The sequence below is a fragment of the Vibrio sp. B1-2 genome (assembly GCF_963888445.1).
GTDB lineage: Bacteria > Pseudomonadota > Gammaproteobacteria > Enterobacterales > Vibrionaceae > Vibrio > Vibrio anguillarum.
This window is the reverse complement of record NZ_CAWPJH010000022.1, coordinates 346,936-363,639: the sequence shown is the minus strand read 5'-3', so window position 1 is coordinate 363,639 and position 16,704 is coordinate 346,936. Positions and strand designations below refer to the sequence as shown.

The window sequence follows — 16,704 nt, the reverse complement described above, 5'->3', positions numbered from 1 at the left end:
TTGTAGTGCGAGACTATCAAGGTCAGGAGTCGTTATCGGACACGCGACAGGTCAATGGTGAGCCTTGTTATGGGTTTCGTTATCACATTGAGCTGGCGAGTCGTCAATCCACGCTCAGTGCGATGGATGTGGTGGATAAAAACGCCCAGCTTGCGGTTATCCGTAATGGTCAGGTGGTTCAGTACGTGCATGGCATTGTTCGCCATTTTGGTATCGGAGATACCGGTCACAGCCACACCCACTATTCGCTGACTTTAGTCCCTGCATTAGAGCGGTTATCACTGCGCCATAACAGCCGTATTTTCCAGCTTAAAACGGTGCCTGAAATCCTTTCCGTTTTACTTGAAGAGATGGGCATCAGTGATTACGCCTTTTCACTCAAACGCGAGTGTGCTCAACGTGAATTTTGTGTTCAGTACCGTGAAACCGACCTTGATTTCTTGCATCGCTTAGCCGCCGAAGAGGGGTTGGTGTATCACTTTGTTCATCAGGCTGGTAAGCACACGTTATTTTTCAGTGATGACAGCCAAAGCTTAAGCAAACTCGATAGCCCGGTGCCTTGGAATGCCCTGTCTGGAGGGGTAGCCGACACACCTTATGTGTCCAAGTGGGCTCAATACACTCAATCGCATGTGGCGCAGAGCCAATTAGCCGATTACAACTTTAAAAAACCTGCTTACAGTTTCAGTCAAAACGCTCGTGGTACGGAGATGAATTACCAACAGCCGAACTATGAGCATTTTGATTTTCCTGGCCGCTTTAAAGACGATGTGAGCGGTAAGGCGTTCAATCAAATTCGTTTAGAGTATTTACGCCGTGAAGCGCACACCGCGCAAGGCGCCAGTAATGAGCCTCGTTTACGCGCAGGGACAAAGTTTGACCTCATAGACCACTTAGACCCGCGCTTTAACCGTGATTGGGTCGTGGTGAGTATTGTCCATACCGGGAGCCAACCTCAAGCCCTCGAAGAATCGGGGGGCAGTGGCGCGACGACCTACTCCAACCATTTCACCGTGATACCCGCCCATGTGACGTGGCGAGCCACGCCGCAACCCAAACCACAAGTGGATGGCCCGTGCATGGCGAAAGTGGTTGGCCCAGACGGTGAGGAAATCTTTTGTGATGAGCATGGCCGGGTCAAACTGCATTTTCCATGGGATAGAGAGTCTGAGGGGAATGAGCTGAGCTCATGCTGGGTGCGCGTGTCTCAAGGATGGGCAGGAGGACAATATGGCATGATGGCCATTCCTCGTATTGGTCATGAAGTGATTGTGTCTTTTCTTCATGGCGACCCAGACCAACCGATTGTCACTGGGCGCACGTACCACGCGACCAATACGTCGCCTTACGTCTTGCCCGACCATAAAACCAAAACCGTGTTGCGCACGCAAACCCACCAAGGCGAAGGGTTTAATGAACTGAGCTTTGAAGACCAAGCTGGGCAAGAGTTGGTGTATGTGCACGCGCAAAAAGATATGCAAGTGAAGGTCGAGAACTCTCATCATGCCCGCATCAACTATGACCAGAGTGTGAGTATTGGTCATGATGACATGCATGTCGTCGCTAATGACCGCAAGCTCACGGTGGATGGCTCACAAAGCCAGGTTACAAAAGGTAACTATGTCTCTGATACTCAGGGAGATAAACACGAATCGATTGGTGGTGATTTGGCACGCAAAATTGCGGGTGCCATCGGGGTCAGTGCCGACGGCGACATTACGATAAAAAGTGGCAGCAAAATTACCCTACAAGTTGGCGGAAGTTTTGTGGTGATTGATGCCAGTGGCGTTGCGATAGATGGTGGCACCATCTTGATTAAATCGGGAGGCTCCCCCGGCTCACTAGCCCTTCCTTCAAGCGCGGAGGTTTTAGAAGCGGCCGCCTCAGCTGGGAGCGCTTTTGTCGCTAACTGCCCGGAGATGAGCTGATGCGTCATTTAGTCAATTATGCCGTAGTGGATCGAACCGTGGCTCCTGAGTTTATTGCCGAAGTAAAAGAGTCGAATAACGAGCATTGGTGTTTATTTCCAGAGCCAATCGAAGAAGACTTTGCCCTAGTGGCTCCTTTTCTGGTGCTCATGACCCCAGAGCTTACCGCGCAGCTCACCACGAAAAATGCCCCTTGGGGATTTTTCCTTCAATCAGAGCATGGCCACAAGACGCTTCGCGCTCATCTTCGTCGTCTGATGAATATTGAGATCCTACAGACCAAAGAGCGGCTCTTTTTTCGTTACTACGATCCACGAGTATTATGGGCTGTACTCGATGGATTTGAGCCACTCTGGCTAAACCACTTCCTCGGCCCGATACAGAGCGTTCATACCACATTCCCACAACAACGTGCGTCAGACTTCGAGCCATTGCTGACACCCTATCGCCGATTTGGGTATGAAACATTCACACCGTTTCCAATAGAGCGCATTCACTATCAAGCCATTCTTGCTCAGTGTGAGCAAAACTTGGTCGATGAAGTTGCCAGCATTGTTGGCGATACGGACAAAGTTTTTAGCGAAGCGCTGGTCAACCAATTGATTGAATGGGAGATCTCCCTTCCAACTCACATCAAAAGGGTTGCACAGTGGTGTTCAGATGAGAAAATTACTAGCCTGCTTAACTTTCCCAAGCCGTGGCAAACACTGTTGTCGAACACTCAATATCCAGCGGATTATCGAATCATGCGTCTTCAGTCTGAAGTAAGGACAACTCATGTCATGTAAACACCCGGCAGGTGTTGCCTGCCGCTGTAATCTAAAAGGCGATTGTTTAGTTCGCTACCAAATCACTAGCGATGCAGGACTATTCGAGTTTAAAAATGGCGATAACAAAATTTCGAACATTAAGCTTGTCGATAAAGGACAAGGAACCAAAGTCAACATTGCGATAGAAGGAAAATGCACCAACAATCTGACCACATGCCCAACAGGTTACTTGTCGGACGAACGCTCTTTCTCAGAAGCGCTTTCGACTTCGCAATGTAAAGACCATACCTTGGTTTATCGTCAAAAATCAGGACAAGAAGTCGGCTTGTTTAACGCAATACAATACTTATTGGCTCAAGATGGATATACAGGGATCCCCTATACTCGATATAAAGTATGCATTACTCAATGTGCGGGAAAACCACAAACGATGCAAACACAGTGGCTTACACCACCTATTCAATATCTGTTGGGAGAGCTCCCCTATGACACTTACATTGATGTCTATCCAAAGGTAGACATTGAATCGAAGCTAACTCTGGACTATTCCGGCTCAAAATCCAATCTAACTGATGAACAAAGATATACGCAATATATAGAGCGTCAAAAAAAGGGGATGCATGATGGCACTCCGATACCCACTCAAGAGATCAAAAAGAAATTTAATCTTTCTGGCACGTTGACCGTATCTCAAGGAAGTTCAAAAACCGAGTACTCGGCATCAAAGACAATGACTAAAAGCAATTTGGTTAACGTCAAAAACATACAAGACTCCTTTGAAAATTTCCGAGAACAATGGAGCTTGATTAACGGTATCATTGGCATCGTTGAGCAGTTAAAAAATGGTACTTACCAAAATACTGGAGCGGACAAAGTAAAACTGGTCAGTCTTGACTTTGGGCCACCCAAACTTGTCCTAGAGGGCAAGAGAAGCAGTGAGATTGTCGATTCAAAAGTCGTGACGACCGGTAATGTAACCTTAAAGCTCGATCCTCTGTTGGACTTAAAAATCAGCCTCGACTTAATTTTGGCGGCGGCAGCATACTTTAAAATGGAAAAGGCTGTCGCAGAAATTCAAGAACAAGCCAAAAGTCTAGAAGACAAAGTTAAAGCGGGAGAAATCGGTGCTTACGCAGGTGCAGAGTTTTTCATTTCACTCGCCACAAAGCTTGATGCTTCCGGCACAGTTACTTTCAATTCTGCTCAACCCGCCAATTATGATCTTTCGCAGGTGGCAACGGTCACGATCTCTTCTTTAGTCAATTTAAGAGGGGGGGCAAAAGTTTGGGTCGTGAAAGGGGCATTTTTATTAAAAGCAAAGGTGATTGCTGAAGGAAAAATTGCTCTAAGAAGCAAAATTAAAGACAAAAACCCCCTTGTAGAGCTAATTTTTTTCCACAACGGGATTAAGGCTGAAGTAACAATTGAGATATCAGGAGATGTTGCTAAAGAAGGAACAGAGTCAACCAAAGGAAACAGCGGCTTTTGGGGCGGCTGGGGAAGTTCTGAAAACTCTGTTGAAGTAAGTGCCAAAAACACATATACCAAAGAGTGGATTTGGGCCAAGGCATTAAGTGAAACCAATTCCCGCTGTCGCACAACCTTAATTGGCGGATAAGAAGAGTCTAATGAAGAAACAATATTTAACCCTATTAACCCTGCTATTACTGAGTGGCTGTACAGGGAATGACGAGGAACTAATGGATATCAGAGAGCAAGTTTCCACCGTTGCGATCAGCATCGATAACGAAGGTGAAAAGCCGCCAGTGCTCTACACGGCGAACATCAATTCAAAAACCATCTTTTGTGGTGGAATGATAAACGGCATGGAGCAATTAGATAATCTCGGCTCTGACTCTGGCACGTTTTCATCTGGATTTAATGCGACCGCTTTTTTACAGCCAGGAGAGAACGAATTTAGCATTGGAACAGTTCCTGTCGGTGCATACAACGGCGACTTTACTTATCACGAAGGAGATCGTTGTGATCTCACTATCTTTGGCGCTTTTCCTGATGGTACCAAACAAGAACTTTCTAACCTAACAGCGACCATTATCGATGGTAAGCCAAACGTAAAAATCTCAACAATCTACCCAGATAACCATAAAACTCCGTTAGTAAATGTCGATGGTGTTACATCTCACCGCTTAACCAACTTTACTCGTCCGATTTATATTAAAACTATCCCGCGTTGGCGCTGGGTGAATGCAACGCCAATTCGTGAAGACAACCCAGAGCAGATGAAACAGCTCTACCGTACTTATACCAATCTCCTAACATTAATGGAAAAACGCGATTTTGAAGGGCTAAAAATGGCTTGGTCTCTCTCCAACAGAGAGAAAGCGATGGCCGAAGCCTACTATTCAACCCCTGATGAATTTTTTGATGCTGTCGGTTTTGAATCGACCTTTGAAAGATATGGTGATGGAGAAGTCAGACCTAGGCGTGAATGGCATGAATATAAATTAAAAAGTTATATGGGAGGTCGATTAGTAAGACTAGAAGATACGAGAGGTCATTCTCCTTTAAGGATTGGTTCTACTAAGAACGACCTCGTCTATTCACCTACCCCCTACTTCTCCATGATCGATGGACGAATCGTCATATCACGCTAGGAGAGCCAAGATGCCCGGTGCCGCAAGATTAGGTGATATAGGCTCAGAGCATGATTGCTTTCCGCCAACGCCGATTATTTCTGCCAGTAGTGGTGTGTTTATTAATGGTCAACCCGCGGTGCGTCAAGGAGATACACTGCAAGATCATGGCTGCCCATGCTCTGAAAAACCCCACGGTAGCCACCCACGCAGTATTTCTGGTGGTTCAAGTGGGGTGCTGATTGATGGCAAACCCGCCGCCCGTTTAGGCGATGCGATTGATTGTGGAGGCACCATCGCCTCCGCATCATCGGATGTGATGATTGGGTAAGGAAACAACGGTCAGCTAAAGCTAGCCGTTTTCTCTATACAATAATTAGGTCAACAGGTTGTAGACCAATTTAGAGCCATGATTAGTGAAACACGCAGTTTCCCAAATTGTGCAAGGGTCTCTTGCACAAATGGCCTTTCTGTCAGGTACGACAAAGCCACAGATAATGTCTATGGCTTTGTCGTACGGCTACAGAGTGTTTGTCATTCGCTTTGACGAGGAAACGTATTCTGTGTGTAGTGCCAGCTGTTTTATCACCAAATATGGGAGGGGAAAATACCTAGGCTTATTACATATCCTCGATGGGCTGCTTTACAATTATGCCAAGTTCAAATTGATACTATTACTTCTGGCTAGACAGTAGATAGTAACGTTAAGAAAAAGCAGAGATACCCGAGGCTCTCTGCGTAGTCTAAAGCTGTAGGCTGTGTCGCAAGTTTACTTTGTTTTATAGTGGATTCGAACGGCGTTGTTGAGCAAATCAGTCACCTATTAAATGAAAGAACTAGCAAAGTGCTTTGGTGCCAATTTACGCGGAAAACGCAGGGACAAAAAGGTTTTTCAAGACCAACTAGCTTTGTTGGCCGATATCGTTCGGAGTTGTATTGGCAGGATTGAACGAGGAGAAGTGAACATCACACTCGAAAAAGCCTATCAATTAGCGCAGGTGCTTGAGTGTGATGTTAGAGAGCTTCTTCCGTAGTTAGCTACTTATTCAGCAGTAAAGTGCTCTTGTACTCGAATGAAGGTGGTTCGTTTGTTATCAACTACTTTGCAGCAGTGTGGAGGATTATAGTCCTCATTGGGGAGTTAAACAAACAGCCGAGCGGCTGTTTGGAAAACAACGGTGTTGATGTTGTGGATGCACTCTGCCTACTCGGCAGTTCACCCAACGCACTAATGGTGGTTGCTTGCTCTTGTATTATCAGCTGCCTACTCGGCAGTTCACAGCTGTCACTTAAAGTTTAGCTCATTATTTTCAACTAATTAGATGTTAAGAAGTGCTTTTTACCCTTTTTTCTTGCAGGATATAAAAAACTAATGATTTCATATGGTTGTAACGAGTTGGAAAATAAGGGTCAGATTAAGGGCACAGGTTGAAACGAGTTTTCTGAATTTGACAAGCCATAGCTACTAAAAACCGAGTTCCCCTCACGGTGTTGCTCCGAGATCATCCTGATATTGAGTCGAAAGCTGCGGTTCGTCTGCTTGCTGGATTCCCCAAGTGAGTGGTAGTGCGCTATTACAGTATGCTCTTTTTGAGCAAAAGATGACGGGTCAAACGATTCGCCTCTAGATAGAGCACGTTTTTGCAGGCGTCTAATTTTCCTTGCCTGCCCAGCTGGTGTGACTTTATCTATGGATTGACAGCGCTTAAATGAAACGTATTTACAATCTTCGGGTACAAGAACAGTGTTTGATATATTAAAATATTGAAGTTGTTCCATTTGGACGAAATAGTGCTGTTTAAGCAGTAAGTCGAGTTCTATCTTGTTCTTGCTGACAAATGAAATCTTCTTTCCAACCGTCGCATCACACCAAAGAGGAAATGAAACGCCGATATTTCGTGTCTCATACTGATAGTTAAATCCATGTAAAACGCGGAGGCACTTTGCAGCAAGTGTCTCGTTGTTGCATCGCTCTGGAAGAAACGTGATTGTTCTGTAATACCATTTCATGTTTAGTCCCCTTTGTGCTGGAACATCCCGCCCTTAATCAAGTTTGCCATTAAGAAGTGCATATCGTTGATAGTGTCTTGATCGGCAGCTTTGTTGGCGCTCAACACTTCAATATAGTGCTCTGATTGTTGCAGTATCGAGAAAAAATCCTTTCCTGTAGACGGATGACGGTGGCAAGTGACATCTTCGCGATGAACGCCAAACCTTCCGACCCGAAGTGACTCAGTTGCCCCAGGATACCAGTCGTCAATGGTAGCAATGGCCGCTCCAGTTTTAAAGGCACCTAGTATTGGGCTACGTTCGCCATCAATCGTTGTACTCTGAAAAACTCGACTGTTTTGAGATTTCGATTTGCTTTTACTGCCACTTTCTTTTTCCGTGAAAGCTTGGCTTGGCCGCACCATAGCATTAGTTGGCAAGTGCAAGGTGGCCTTGACTTCAAATATCGCCAGCCCATTAGAGCTAGAAAAAGCGGTTTTGATCATTTTTGTTATGGCCGACCAATCTTTATGACTTTCAAAGTCTTGTCGTGACCTGTAGCTACTACGGATATCTTCAAATTTAACCTTGTTCCCGTTCCATGGCCAAGGTGCTATTTCAATGTTCCAGCAATAAGCTTTGCGGGTATTTTCCCACAGCCATGCGCCGTTGCATATATTGATCAAGTATCGGGTAGCTAGCTCAGTCCAGCCGATTTTCGTTTCGTACAGCTCGATAAGTTGTACCAATGTTTGTTTGACTGAGCTTGAATTACATTTATACGGTTTGCGTAGCTCAGAAGAAAACGAGACGGAAAAGCAGCATTCGACATGACTAGCGCCAAACGGAACACGGCATATATCAACCTGATGAGGGTTTCCTTGAGCCAAAGCCTCTGCTGTAGCACTTGTTTTTGGTTGACCTGATGGATCATAGACTAATGATGCCGCCTCCATTTGCCCGAGCTGAATGCGAGATGTATAAGTTAAAGGTGTTTTTTTATCATCGGGCCAGACGACGAAAAAGCAGACATCTGATGGGTCGATAGATCGCTCATAGGCTAGACTCGTCGGTAGTTTCATCGTTGATACTCCTTGGTTGTACCACTAGGTAGTTTTGGTGATTATTTAGCGACCATAAAATGGTGCTGGCATCGGTAATTGGATCCAAAGTAATTGATTTAATTAGACCAACGATGCACTCAGCGAAAGCGTGTTTGTAACCTCTGAGAGAGTTTGGTTTATCTTTGGGCTCTTCTAACAAGTGGTAACCGACACAGCTTGCCATGAGCTGATTGTCTTCTTTCAGGGCAGCCAATAGTTCGCCTACATCATTAATTGGTTCTGTGTATAGTGATAACCATCTTCCTGTTTTGCTCGGCAGAGATTGGATCGCTTTTTCTATTGCTAAGAATGAATTGATATATTTAAAGTCGTCAATCGCAATCTTTGCCGAACCCCGAGCAAATCGCTTTGGTAGTGATGTAATTACCGTAGATTGGCCAATACATCGAGCAAAGTTGGTGTTCAAAATCAGACTAAACACTACATCACACTGCCAGTTATCACGGGTTGCGGGAGCTGATATTGTTCCGTTGCCTTTTTCCACAAATTCCGCTGTTAAACCTCGCTTTTCGACATGTAATTGGTGGACACATATCGCAAAGGATTCGACACGAAACGTGGGATTTAATCTATTCAATTTGCGTTCGAATGCGTGAACGAATCCCAAGAAAGCGGTGAGTGACGGAATCCCTACTGTGACCGGAGAGCTTAAAGCAGTTGCGCCACAAACCCTGATGTTCGGTAGGACTAGAAATGAACCGTTAGAATAGTGCGTACTATCATTGAGCGAATTTGAGAGCGCTCGCTTCAAAAGTTCAGTAAAGAGCTTCGTCATCACTGGGTCGTATGCAAAACGCTTTGTGGCTCCAAGGCAAGATAAGTCATGATTCAAATGTTGAACAAGAATGATTGAATCAAGGGTGTGGTCTTGCATTGCCAACCAAACGCTGACCATATTTTGAATCTCGATTTTGTATTTTCTACGGAGCGCTTTTCGCGCATTTTCAGGTATGAGGCGTTTGTTAAGGCGCTGGTACTGTTTTAATGATTGAACATTCTCTGACGTTAACCAGCTTCGTTTGCTGTTTAATCGATGATGAGGGGTAATGGAAAACTTGGTGTTAGACTTTAACATTCTAAATGCGCCGCCACATGTCATCGCAGTGACACCCATGTTGGTGGCTCTGCTAAACCGCGTGGTCGATGCATGCCGATATTCATCTTGGAGCCCTTGATAAAAGTGGCTCTGCATTGATAGAGATGCAACAGGTGAGAGTGAAATGTAGGACGTATCGCTATTCGGGAGAGATATTTGAGTCAAGTAATTCGGGGCGAGTGGCATACTGATGGTTATGTGAGCAATTGAAGCTAACTTTTTTGCCATTGCTTTGCGAGTTTTTTGATAGCAACCCAATTTCGTTAAAGTTTTCCAAAGTGGATGATCAACATTTTTAAGAAGCTCAGCCAAGCATGATATCACCCCATTCCAACAAAACTCATTGGTGAGTAATACGCTCTTGTTGACGTATTTTGAATCATGTGCGTATGACCAATGGTATGGCGGGATTTTTGAAGAGGAGAGTAGAAAGCTCGGTAACTCACCTAGGGCTTCGGTTCGAATAATGCCTTCAGAACGTATATCCGGAAATTTTGGGTTATGGCTTTGTCGATAGTTAACGCAATTTAAGCAGCTAGCCCACCATTTTTCATCTCGAAGTTTTTGCTTGCATTTGGCTCGGTCGAGCAGGTCTTTCTGATCATCAGTCTTATCGGTTAAATTGACTAATATCGTCAGTGCATCAAGTTCATTACCATCAATTGCAATATGCGGTGTGAGTGGACGAAATGCTCGCTTAAGTACTGTCGTTAAGTCGTCAGGCGTGGATTCGATTAACTCTTTCAGAGTTTGCATTTACCACCTCGACACATAGAACGAACGGTTAAACTCATCAGTTTGGAACTCAGCCAACCAAAGACAGAAAATATCTCCGAAATGAAATAAATAATCGGTAGTTTCAATAGGGCTATTGGGCTTGGTTCTTCGATTTGGCTTCAAAATACGTTGTTCAACCATTGATGCAATCTGTTCGAGGCTACAATTTAGCATTACCGACGCTTCTAAGGCGTTCATTTTAAGGTTTGCGATTAATCCCTTGTCTCGCCATAAACGCTTTTCTAAGTGGCTGAGAAGCTCACCTAGGATGATATTGTGTTGAAGATTCCGTTCAGGTAACCGAATTGAATGGAAAAATAACCGACCAAGAAGATCTTTTAATCGTAATTCAGATGTGCTGACAACGGCATGCTCTAGATTAAATTCAATTTCATCATCAATCATTGAATGAAATGATCTTGGCCAGTTTGAGAAAAAATGGGTGAATGACAGATGGTCGAACTCGTTGTCATTAAGATTCATCCACCAGTGTATCAAGCCCCAACGGTAGCTTCGAGGGATGTCTGGTAGATCTTGAGAGCCATTGCCAGCGAGCCAATTTGAAACAGTGGATGTCGCCTCATAACTATTCTCTTGATTCTTGGTGGTGATAGGCTCTTTGCAATTGTTGCAAATTCCTTTTAAGCCACATACTCGGTAGTCAAACTCAGCGCCACAACTACAGGCGTTAATTAAAGGTATATTATGAATGTGGCAGTGATCGTATCCCTTAAAATGCCAAAGATAAGAAGCGTAGCCATTTTCTTGTAAGCACAAAGGACAGCTAGAGATGGAGTTAGTCCGAAGCAAACTGCGAGGCAACACTTCCGCGCCCCGTATCACAGCACTTGTTGAGGGCGAGTATTGCAAGTTTGTTCGGTTTAATGCTAACCCGAGCAGTTCTGGCGGCTCATTAAACGTTAATTGAGCAAGTTTCAGGAGCGAGGCGGTTCGTGCTCTGGAACTGTTATTAGCCGAGCATGGGTTTATCCTAGTGATATCCGTAGGAAAGGTTTGATAGCCATGATGATCAATGTCTTGAAGGAAGCGCTTGGTGGCTTCTAGGAAGCGATGAACATCATCATATCCATTTTTGTTAGCAACTCGAATAAAGAAACTCTCGAGGCTTTCATCGCTATAAGGTTTAGGTCTTTGCAAAAACATAGAGCTCCTCCTGAATCTAATATAGGAGGTAAAGGCCCTATTAACAGGGTTTTACTTGGGATTGAGAGGCCAGCCACAACTTTTTGATTTTGCTTATGTTGGCGTAGCATTTAAGTGTAATTGAATATCAACTCAATGCGTAATACGGTAAGCTCCGTTCCCATAAGTAAAAATAGTTACGGATGTCAGAATGGCAACTTTACTCAGTTGGCTTGGCAGAACAGATCTTGACCAAATGAAGCAGGATAATCCCGCTTCAATTGCAACGATTGCTCTTAAAGGTAAAGCTCTAGACAGCATTATTATCCTTGCCAGTACATGGGAAGATGAATGGTGCGACTATAAAGAATGGCTGGAGAGAAAACTGGCTTGTGCGGGACGTTCCAAGACTTCAGTGACTATTCAGCGTGTTCGATTAGCATCACCAATAGACTATTCAGCTATAACTAAAGTGATGCAAAAACAGCTGAGTAAGATTTCTGCTGGCTCGGAACACATTTATTTAAATCTCACATCTGGAACGCCGGCAATGACGGTTGTTTCTGTCTTACTCGGCAAGAGCATTGCGAAATGCCAGTTACTTCAAACATCGCCCAAAGGTGAGTTAATTGAGGTTGATATACCTGTCGATTTCGCGACGGAATACACCAAATCCTCCACTAGCGCTATACAGTCACTGACATCAGATATCCCTCAATTAAGCTCGGCCTTTGAAGCTATAACAGCAAAATCGACAATCATGCAGCTTCTAGTGAAAAAAGCTCACAGACTTGCATTATCTGATTTACCTGCACTTGTACTGGGTGAAAGTGGATCAGGCAAAGAAGTCATGGCAACAGCAATTCACAACGCAAGCTCTCGTTCTGATAAACCATTCAGAGCGGTTAACTGTGGTGCGTTACCTGAGAACTTGGTGGACTCGATTCTGTTTGGTCATGTCAAAGGGGCGTTTACCGGAGCTGATAAAGATCACTCTGGGTTATTTGAACAGGCAAATGGCGGCACCTTGTTCCTAGATGAAGTGGGCGAGCTGCCACTCAATGTCCAAGTTAAATTACTTAGAGCGCTACAACAAAAAGAAATCACGAGAGTCGGCGACGTTAAATCTAAGGTTGTTGATGTTCGCATTATTGCGGCTACGCACCAGGATCTGTTTCAGATGACATCACAAGGAGCCTTTCGGGAAGATTTATTCTACCGACTCGCCGTCGGGGTTATTGAAGTGCCACCACTTAGAGCAAGAGCGGAAGACATTCCAGAACTCATATCAATACTAATGAGTGATATCAACCAACAGGCCGAAAAGCATCCTCTGTTTGAAAGTAAGAAAATTTCCGCTGATGCAATAAATTTTTCGAAGTCTTATCCATGGCCCGGAAATATAAGGGAGCTTTGGAATACATTAAATAGAGCGGTTTTATGGTCTGAGTCGAATACTATTTCTGTCGAAGACCTTCAATCGTCAGTATTAAGTGCCGGTAGAAACCAATCTTCACAGGGTGAGTTTTCTGTGCCTGGAGATATACAGCAATATATTGATAATATTAAGAAAGATGCGGTCGAATCGGCTTTAGAGTATAGTCGTAATAATAAATCCAAAGCAGCTGAAGCACTAGGTCTAAAGAGTCATCAAACGTTAAGCGGCTGGATGACAAAATTAGGTATTGAAGAATAAGCAAGCAGGCTAAAGCAGGGTTGGCATACCCATTGCTCATTGAGGTCAGGAGTACAATAAGAGTGAAAACGTCAGTGAACTTTGAATATCTAAGAAAAGATTGGCCAGAATTGGCAGAGCTTGGTGCATTTGCTGAGGCTTATGCAGTGAGCGATCCTCAAAGTGCATTAGTTAAGCTGCGCTGTTATGTCGAAAAAATCGTTGGCTACCTCTATTACGAGCTTCGCCTTCCTGTTGCCCCCAATGCTTCTATGCACGATAAACTCATCAGTGGTTCATTTACCTCCATCGTTGATAAATCCATCGCGGATAAATTCCATGCTATTCGCCGAGGCGGAAACAAAGCCGCTCACGATGGCAATGTCACTCAGCATGATGCCATTTGGTTACTAAAAGAATCCTATTTCATTGGGTGTTGGCTTTATATTGCTTATGGTGAAGGCAAACGAGAAGAATGCCCCGACTTTACCACACCAGAGAATGTCCAAGGTGTAGATGAATCAAAAGGCGAATTTAAGCGCAAGAATCGCCAATTACAGGAGAAGCTTAAGCAGAATGATGAAGTGCTTAAGCAAGCCATAAAAGAGCTGGAAGACGTCAAACAAGCTCAATTAGCGGCACAAAAAGAAGCGGCCTCACTGAAACAACAGGTCAATCAAGCCAAAGCCGACAATCTAAAACAAAATACCCTTAGCTTGAAAAACAGTTTTGACTTCAATGAGGCGGAAACCCGTAAGCGGTTAATTGATGCCGAATTGCGCAGTCAAGGCTGGGACGTTGCACTGGACGATGAAAGCACCGAGCAAGTGTCAAAAGAATACCAAGTTGATGGCCAGCCAACACCGACAGGGAAAGGTTATTGCGACTATGTGCTTTGGGATGACAACGGCAAACCGCTAGCGGTAATTGAAGCAAAACGCACTCGCACAGACGCCAAAGCCGGACGCGAGCAAGCAAAGCTGTATGCCAATGCACTGGCAAAGCAAACTGGCCAACGCCCGGTTATTTTTTACACCAACGGCTATGAAATCTACATTTGGGATGATGCCCAAGGCTATGCGCCGCGTTCAATTTTCGGTTATTACTCAAAAGACAGCCTGCAATATTTGATTCAGCAGCGAGAGCTAAAACAAGATCTTAACGAAACCCCAATTGATACCAAGGTCGCAGGGCGCATGTATCAAATGGAAAGCATCACACGGATATGCGAACGTTTTTCTGATAAACACCGCAAAGCACTGGTGGTTCAGGCAACCGGCACGGGTAAAACCCGCGTATCTATTGCATTGGCTAAGCGTTTGCTTGAGGCAGGCTGGGCCAAACGTATCCTGTTTTTGTGTGACCGCAAAGAGCTGCGTAAGCAGGCCGGCGGCGCATTTAACGAATACACCAACGAGCCTCTTTACATCAAAGGCAAAAGCAAAAAATCCGCCGCCGCAAAGGCGCGTATTGTGATAGCCACCTATCCGGGCATGATCCAAAACTTTGAAGAATATGATGTTGGCCATTTCGATTTAATCATTGCTGACGAATCTCACCGCTCTATCTACAACAAGTATGGCGAGCTATTTAAATATTTTGATGCTTTGCAAGTGGGCTTAACCGCCACCCCAGTAGAAATGGTCTCACGCTCAACCAGTCAGCTGTTTGGTTGTGACTACAAAATGCCAACGGCAAATTACCCCCTTGAGCAAGCAATCGAAGAGAAAAACTTGGTTCCGTTTAAGGTGGTGGCGCATACCACGCAATTTTTACGTGATGGCATCAAAGCAAGTGAACTCAGCGATGAGCAAATTGCACAACTAGAAGAGCAGGGCATCGATCACAACAGCTTAGATTTTGACTCAAAGCTGATCGACAAGGCCATCTTCAACAAAGACACCAACCGAGCGATCATTCGCAACCTAATGGAAAAGGGCTTAAAAGATGCCGACAACCAGCTTCCGGGCAAGTCGATTATTTTTGCTCGCAGCATTGCTCACGCTGATCTATTGGCTGATCTGTTCCATGAAATGTATCCGGACTTAGGTGGTAACTTCTGTCGCGTGATCCACTCAAAATATGAACGCGCCGAAGACCTTATCGATAACTTCAAAAGCACAGAAGGCAGAGAAGACGACATCACCATCGCGGTGTCTGTCGATATGCTAGACACGGGCATTGATGTACCTGAGTGTATTAACTTAGTGTTTGCCAAGCCGATTAAATCCAAAGTGAAATTTTGGCAAATGGTCGGGCGCGGCACGCGTTTGTGTGCAAACCTTTACGGAGCGGGTTTAGACAAAAAGCACTTCTTGATCTTCGATCATTGGGGCAACTTTGACTATTTCAAAATGAATCCAGAAGAAGACGAAGGCAGTCAAAGTAAATCTCTGCCGCAAAAAGTGTTTGAGGCCAAACTTATCCTTGCGGTTGAAGCCCTCAAAAAAGCAGAAATAGAAATCTTTGCTGATGTTGTTCAACAGATCAAAACCGACATCGACTCACTTAACGATAAAACCATCGCCGTTCGGGAAAAGTGGCAGCTAAAAGCGCAGCTAAGTGAAGAAAAACGCCTAATGCAGATGGCTCCCGATACCAAAACTCGACTGTTTGAAGAAATGGCGCCCCTGATGCAGTGGAAAAAAACCACCGGTGAGAGTGAAGCACTGCGCTTAGATCTTCAACTTTTGCAGTTGCAACTGACCAAACTGCAACAGCCAAGCAAGGTTGAAATAGAAGCTCAGCCCATTTTGGACAAGGTGACTAGCTTGTCGATGCACTTAAATGAGGTGCGCAGCAAAGCCAGCACTATTAAGCAAATACAACAGCCAAGCTACCTTAGCGATGCGGACTACTTTGTGGTTGAATCTTGCCGACAAAACCTGCGCAGCATTATTCACCTGCGTGATAAGGGGATTGCCCCAGCGCCGATGGCAACGCCAATTATTGACGTGCGTGAAGATAGAGGCCTTTATCAGTCACAAGAGATAAAAACCAATATCACCACCGTCGATTATGAAATTTATCGCCAAGAGGTGGAGAAAACCTTGTCCCCCTTGTTTGAATCAAACGAGGTATTGCAAAAAATTCGTAGTGGCCAAACTGTGACAGAGGCGGACTTAGCCACCTTGATCGCGCTGGTGCATACCCAGAATCCCAATGTCGATTTGCAAACCCTGAAAGAGTTCTTCCCTGAATCATCAGCAGGCTTAGATCAGATCCTTCGCACCATCGTCGGCATGGACGCGCAGCAAATCGAGAAAGAGTTCACCACCTTTGTCCAGCAGGTGCATACCCACCTTAACGCTCGGCAGCAACGATTTATCGGCATGCTCAAAAATCACCTTTGTCGCTATGGTAGCCTTGATATTGAACAGTTGTACAATGCACCATTCAATCAGATTGATGATGCTGGTTTGGATGGCGTATTCCCAATCCCAGCGCAAGCGGATGTGGTTGAGCAGTTTGTTCGCCGCTTTAGTGTCCACTTGGGCGAGAAACAAGCAAGTGTGGAGAAAGTGGTGAATTAAGCCTTTGGTAATGGTAACGGGCTAAGTACACTACAACCCATTACGATTGACGTTGGTTCGTTCAGAAAATAGGGA

Annotated in this window: 12 protein-coding genes; 8 read left to right on the top strand and 4 right to left on the bottom strand. The window is 44.8% G+C overall.

The window, feature by feature from the left end; translation table 11 throughout:
- The 6 genes from tssI to AACQ75_RS09825 all read left to right on the top strand — a co-directional run.
- Window positions 1-1,928: type VI secretion system Vgr family protein (tssI, locus tag AACQ75_RS09850; protein ID WP_170888560.1), on the top strand; the 1,928-nt coding region annotated here is incomplete at its 5' end.
- On the top strand, window positions 1,928-2,716 hold the full coding sequence (locus AACQ75_RS09845; RefSeq protein ID WP_064626427.1) for a DUF4123 domain-containing protein: 789 nt from the start codon (window positions 1,928-1,930) through the stop codon (window positions 2,714-2,716). The genes tssI and AACQ75_RS09845, both read left to right, overlap by 1 nt.
- Window positions 2,706-4,316: a hypothetical protein gene (locus AACQ75_RS09840; protein WP_064626426.1), complete on the top strand. Its 1,611-nt coding sequence runs from the start codon at window positions 2,706-2,708 to the stop codon at window positions 4,314-4,316. The genes AACQ75_RS09845 and AACQ75_RS09840 overlap by 11 nt, the downstream gene beginning before the upstream one ends.
- Window positions 4,317-4,524: 208 nt before the next feature.
- Window positions 4,525-5,313, top strand: a complete 789-nt coding sequence (locus AACQ75_RS09835) for a glycosyl hydrolase (RefSeq protein ID WP_064626977.1) — start codon at window positions 4,525-4,527, stop codon at window positions 5,311-5,313.
- Between the two features lie 10 nt (window positions 5,314-5,323).
- A complete protein-coding gene (locus tag AACQ75_RS09830) occupies window positions 5,324-5,623 on the top strand; it encodes a type VI secretion system PAAR protein (RefSeq protein WP_064626425.1) in 300 nt (99 codons plus the stop codon).
- Window positions 5,624-6,119: 496 nt separating this feature from the next.
- Window positions 6,120-6,326, top strand: a complete 207-nt coding sequence (locus AACQ75_RS09825; RefSeq protein ID WP_064626423.1) for a helix-turn-helix domain-containing protein — start codon at window positions 6,120-6,122, stop codon at window positions 6,324-6,326.
- A gap of 376 nt (window positions 6,327-6,702) precedes the next feature.
- On the opposite strand, the gene cas6f is transcribed toward AACQ75_RS09825, so the two are convergent.
- From cas6f to AACQ75_RS09805, 4 genes are read right to left on the bottom strand one after another with little or no spacing between them, the layout of a single operon-like run.
- The gene (gene cas6f, locus AACQ75_RS09820) at window positions 6,703-7,302 is read right to left on the bottom strand and encodes a type I-F CRISPR-associated endoribonuclease Cas6/Csy4 (protein ID WP_064626422.1); all 600 of its coding nucleotides are present in this window, start codon (window positions 7,300-7,302) and stop codon (window positions 6,703-6,705) included.
- A 2-nt stretch (window positions 7,303-7,304) separates the two neighbouring features.
- Entirely contained in the window at window positions 7,305-8,363 is a 1,059-nt protein-coding gene (gene csy3 / locus AACQ75_RS09815; RefSeq protein WP_064626420.1) for a type I-F CRISPR-associated protein Csy3, read from the bottom strand.
- A complete protein-coding gene (locus AACQ75_RS09810) occupies window positions 8,335-10,257 on the bottom strand; it encodes a type I-F CRISPR-associated protein Csy2 (RefSeq protein ID WP_064626419.1) in 1,923 nt (640 codons plus the stop codon). The genes csy3 and AACQ75_RS09810 overlap by 29 nt, the downstream gene beginning before the upstream one ends.
- Window positions 10,258-11,442, bottom strand: coding sequence for a TniQ family protein (locus AACQ75_RS09805; protein WP_064626417.1), 1,185 nt, complete (start codon window positions 11,440-11,442; stop codon window positions 10,258-10,260).
- A 190-nt stretch (window positions 11,443-11,632) separates the two neighbouring features.
- On the opposite strand from AACQ75_RS09805, the gene AACQ75_RS09800 reads away from it, so the two are divergent.
- Together AACQ75_RS09800 and AACQ75_RS09795 are read left to right on the top strand one after the other, a co-directional pair.
- Complete coding sequence (locus tag AACQ75_RS09800) at window positions 11,633-13,117, top strand: sigma-54 interaction domain-containing protein (RefSeq protein ID WP_064626415.1); 1,485 nt, start codon at window positions 11,633-11,635, stop codon at window positions 13,115-13,117.
- A gap of 62 nt (window positions 13,118-13,179) precedes the next feature.
- Window positions 13,180-16,629 (top strand): DEAD/DEAH box helicase family protein, encoded by a 3,450-nt coding sequence (locus AACQ75_RS09795; protein WP_064626413.1) that lies wholly within the window; start codon window positions 13,180-13,182, stop codon window positions 16,627-16,629.
- Window positions 16,630-16,704: the final 75 nt, after the last annotated feature.

Bases quoted from the DNA above. Each gene is read 5' to 3' on its own strand.
- AACQ75_RS09845 (WP_064626427.1), top strand. From the start codon at position 1,928: ATGCGTCATTTAGTCAATTATGCCGTAGTGGATCGAACCGTGGCTCCT.
- AACQ75_RS09840 (WP_064626426.1), top strand. From the start codon at position 2,706: ATGTCATGTAAACACCCGGCAGGTGTTGCCTGCCGCTGTAATCTAAAA.
- AACQ75_RS09835 (WP_064626977.1), top strand. From the start codon at position 4,525: ATGGAGCAATTAGATAATCTCGGCTCTGACTCTGGCACGTTTTCATCT.
- AACQ75_RS09830 (WP_064626425.1), top strand. From the start codon at position 5,324: ATGCCCGGTGCCGCAAGATTAGGTGATATAGGCTCAGAGCATGATTGC.
- AACQ75_RS09825 (WP_064626423.1), top strand. From the start codon at position 6,120: ATGAAAGAACTAGCAAAGTGCTTTGGTGCCAATTTACGCGGAAAACGC.
- cas6f (WP_064626422.1), bottom strand. From the start codon at position 7,302: ATGAAATGGTATTACAGAACAATCACGTTTCTTCCAGAGCGATGCAAC.
- csy3 (WP_064626420.1), bottom strand. From the start codon at position 8,363: ATGAAACTACCGACGAGTCTAGCCTATGAGCGATCTATCGACCCATCA.
- AACQ75_RS09810 (WP_064626419.1), bottom strand. From the start codon at position 10,257: ATGCAAACTCTGAAAGAGTTAATCGAATCCACGCCTGACGACTTAACG.
- AACQ75_RS09805 (WP_064626417.1), bottom strand. From the start codon at position 11,442: ATGTTTTTGCAAAGACCTAAACCTTATAGCGATGAAAGCCTCGAGAGT.
- AACQ75_RS09800 (WP_064626415.1), top strand. From the start codon at position 11,633: ATGGCAACTTTACTCAGTTGGCTTGGCAGAACAGATCTTGACCAAATG.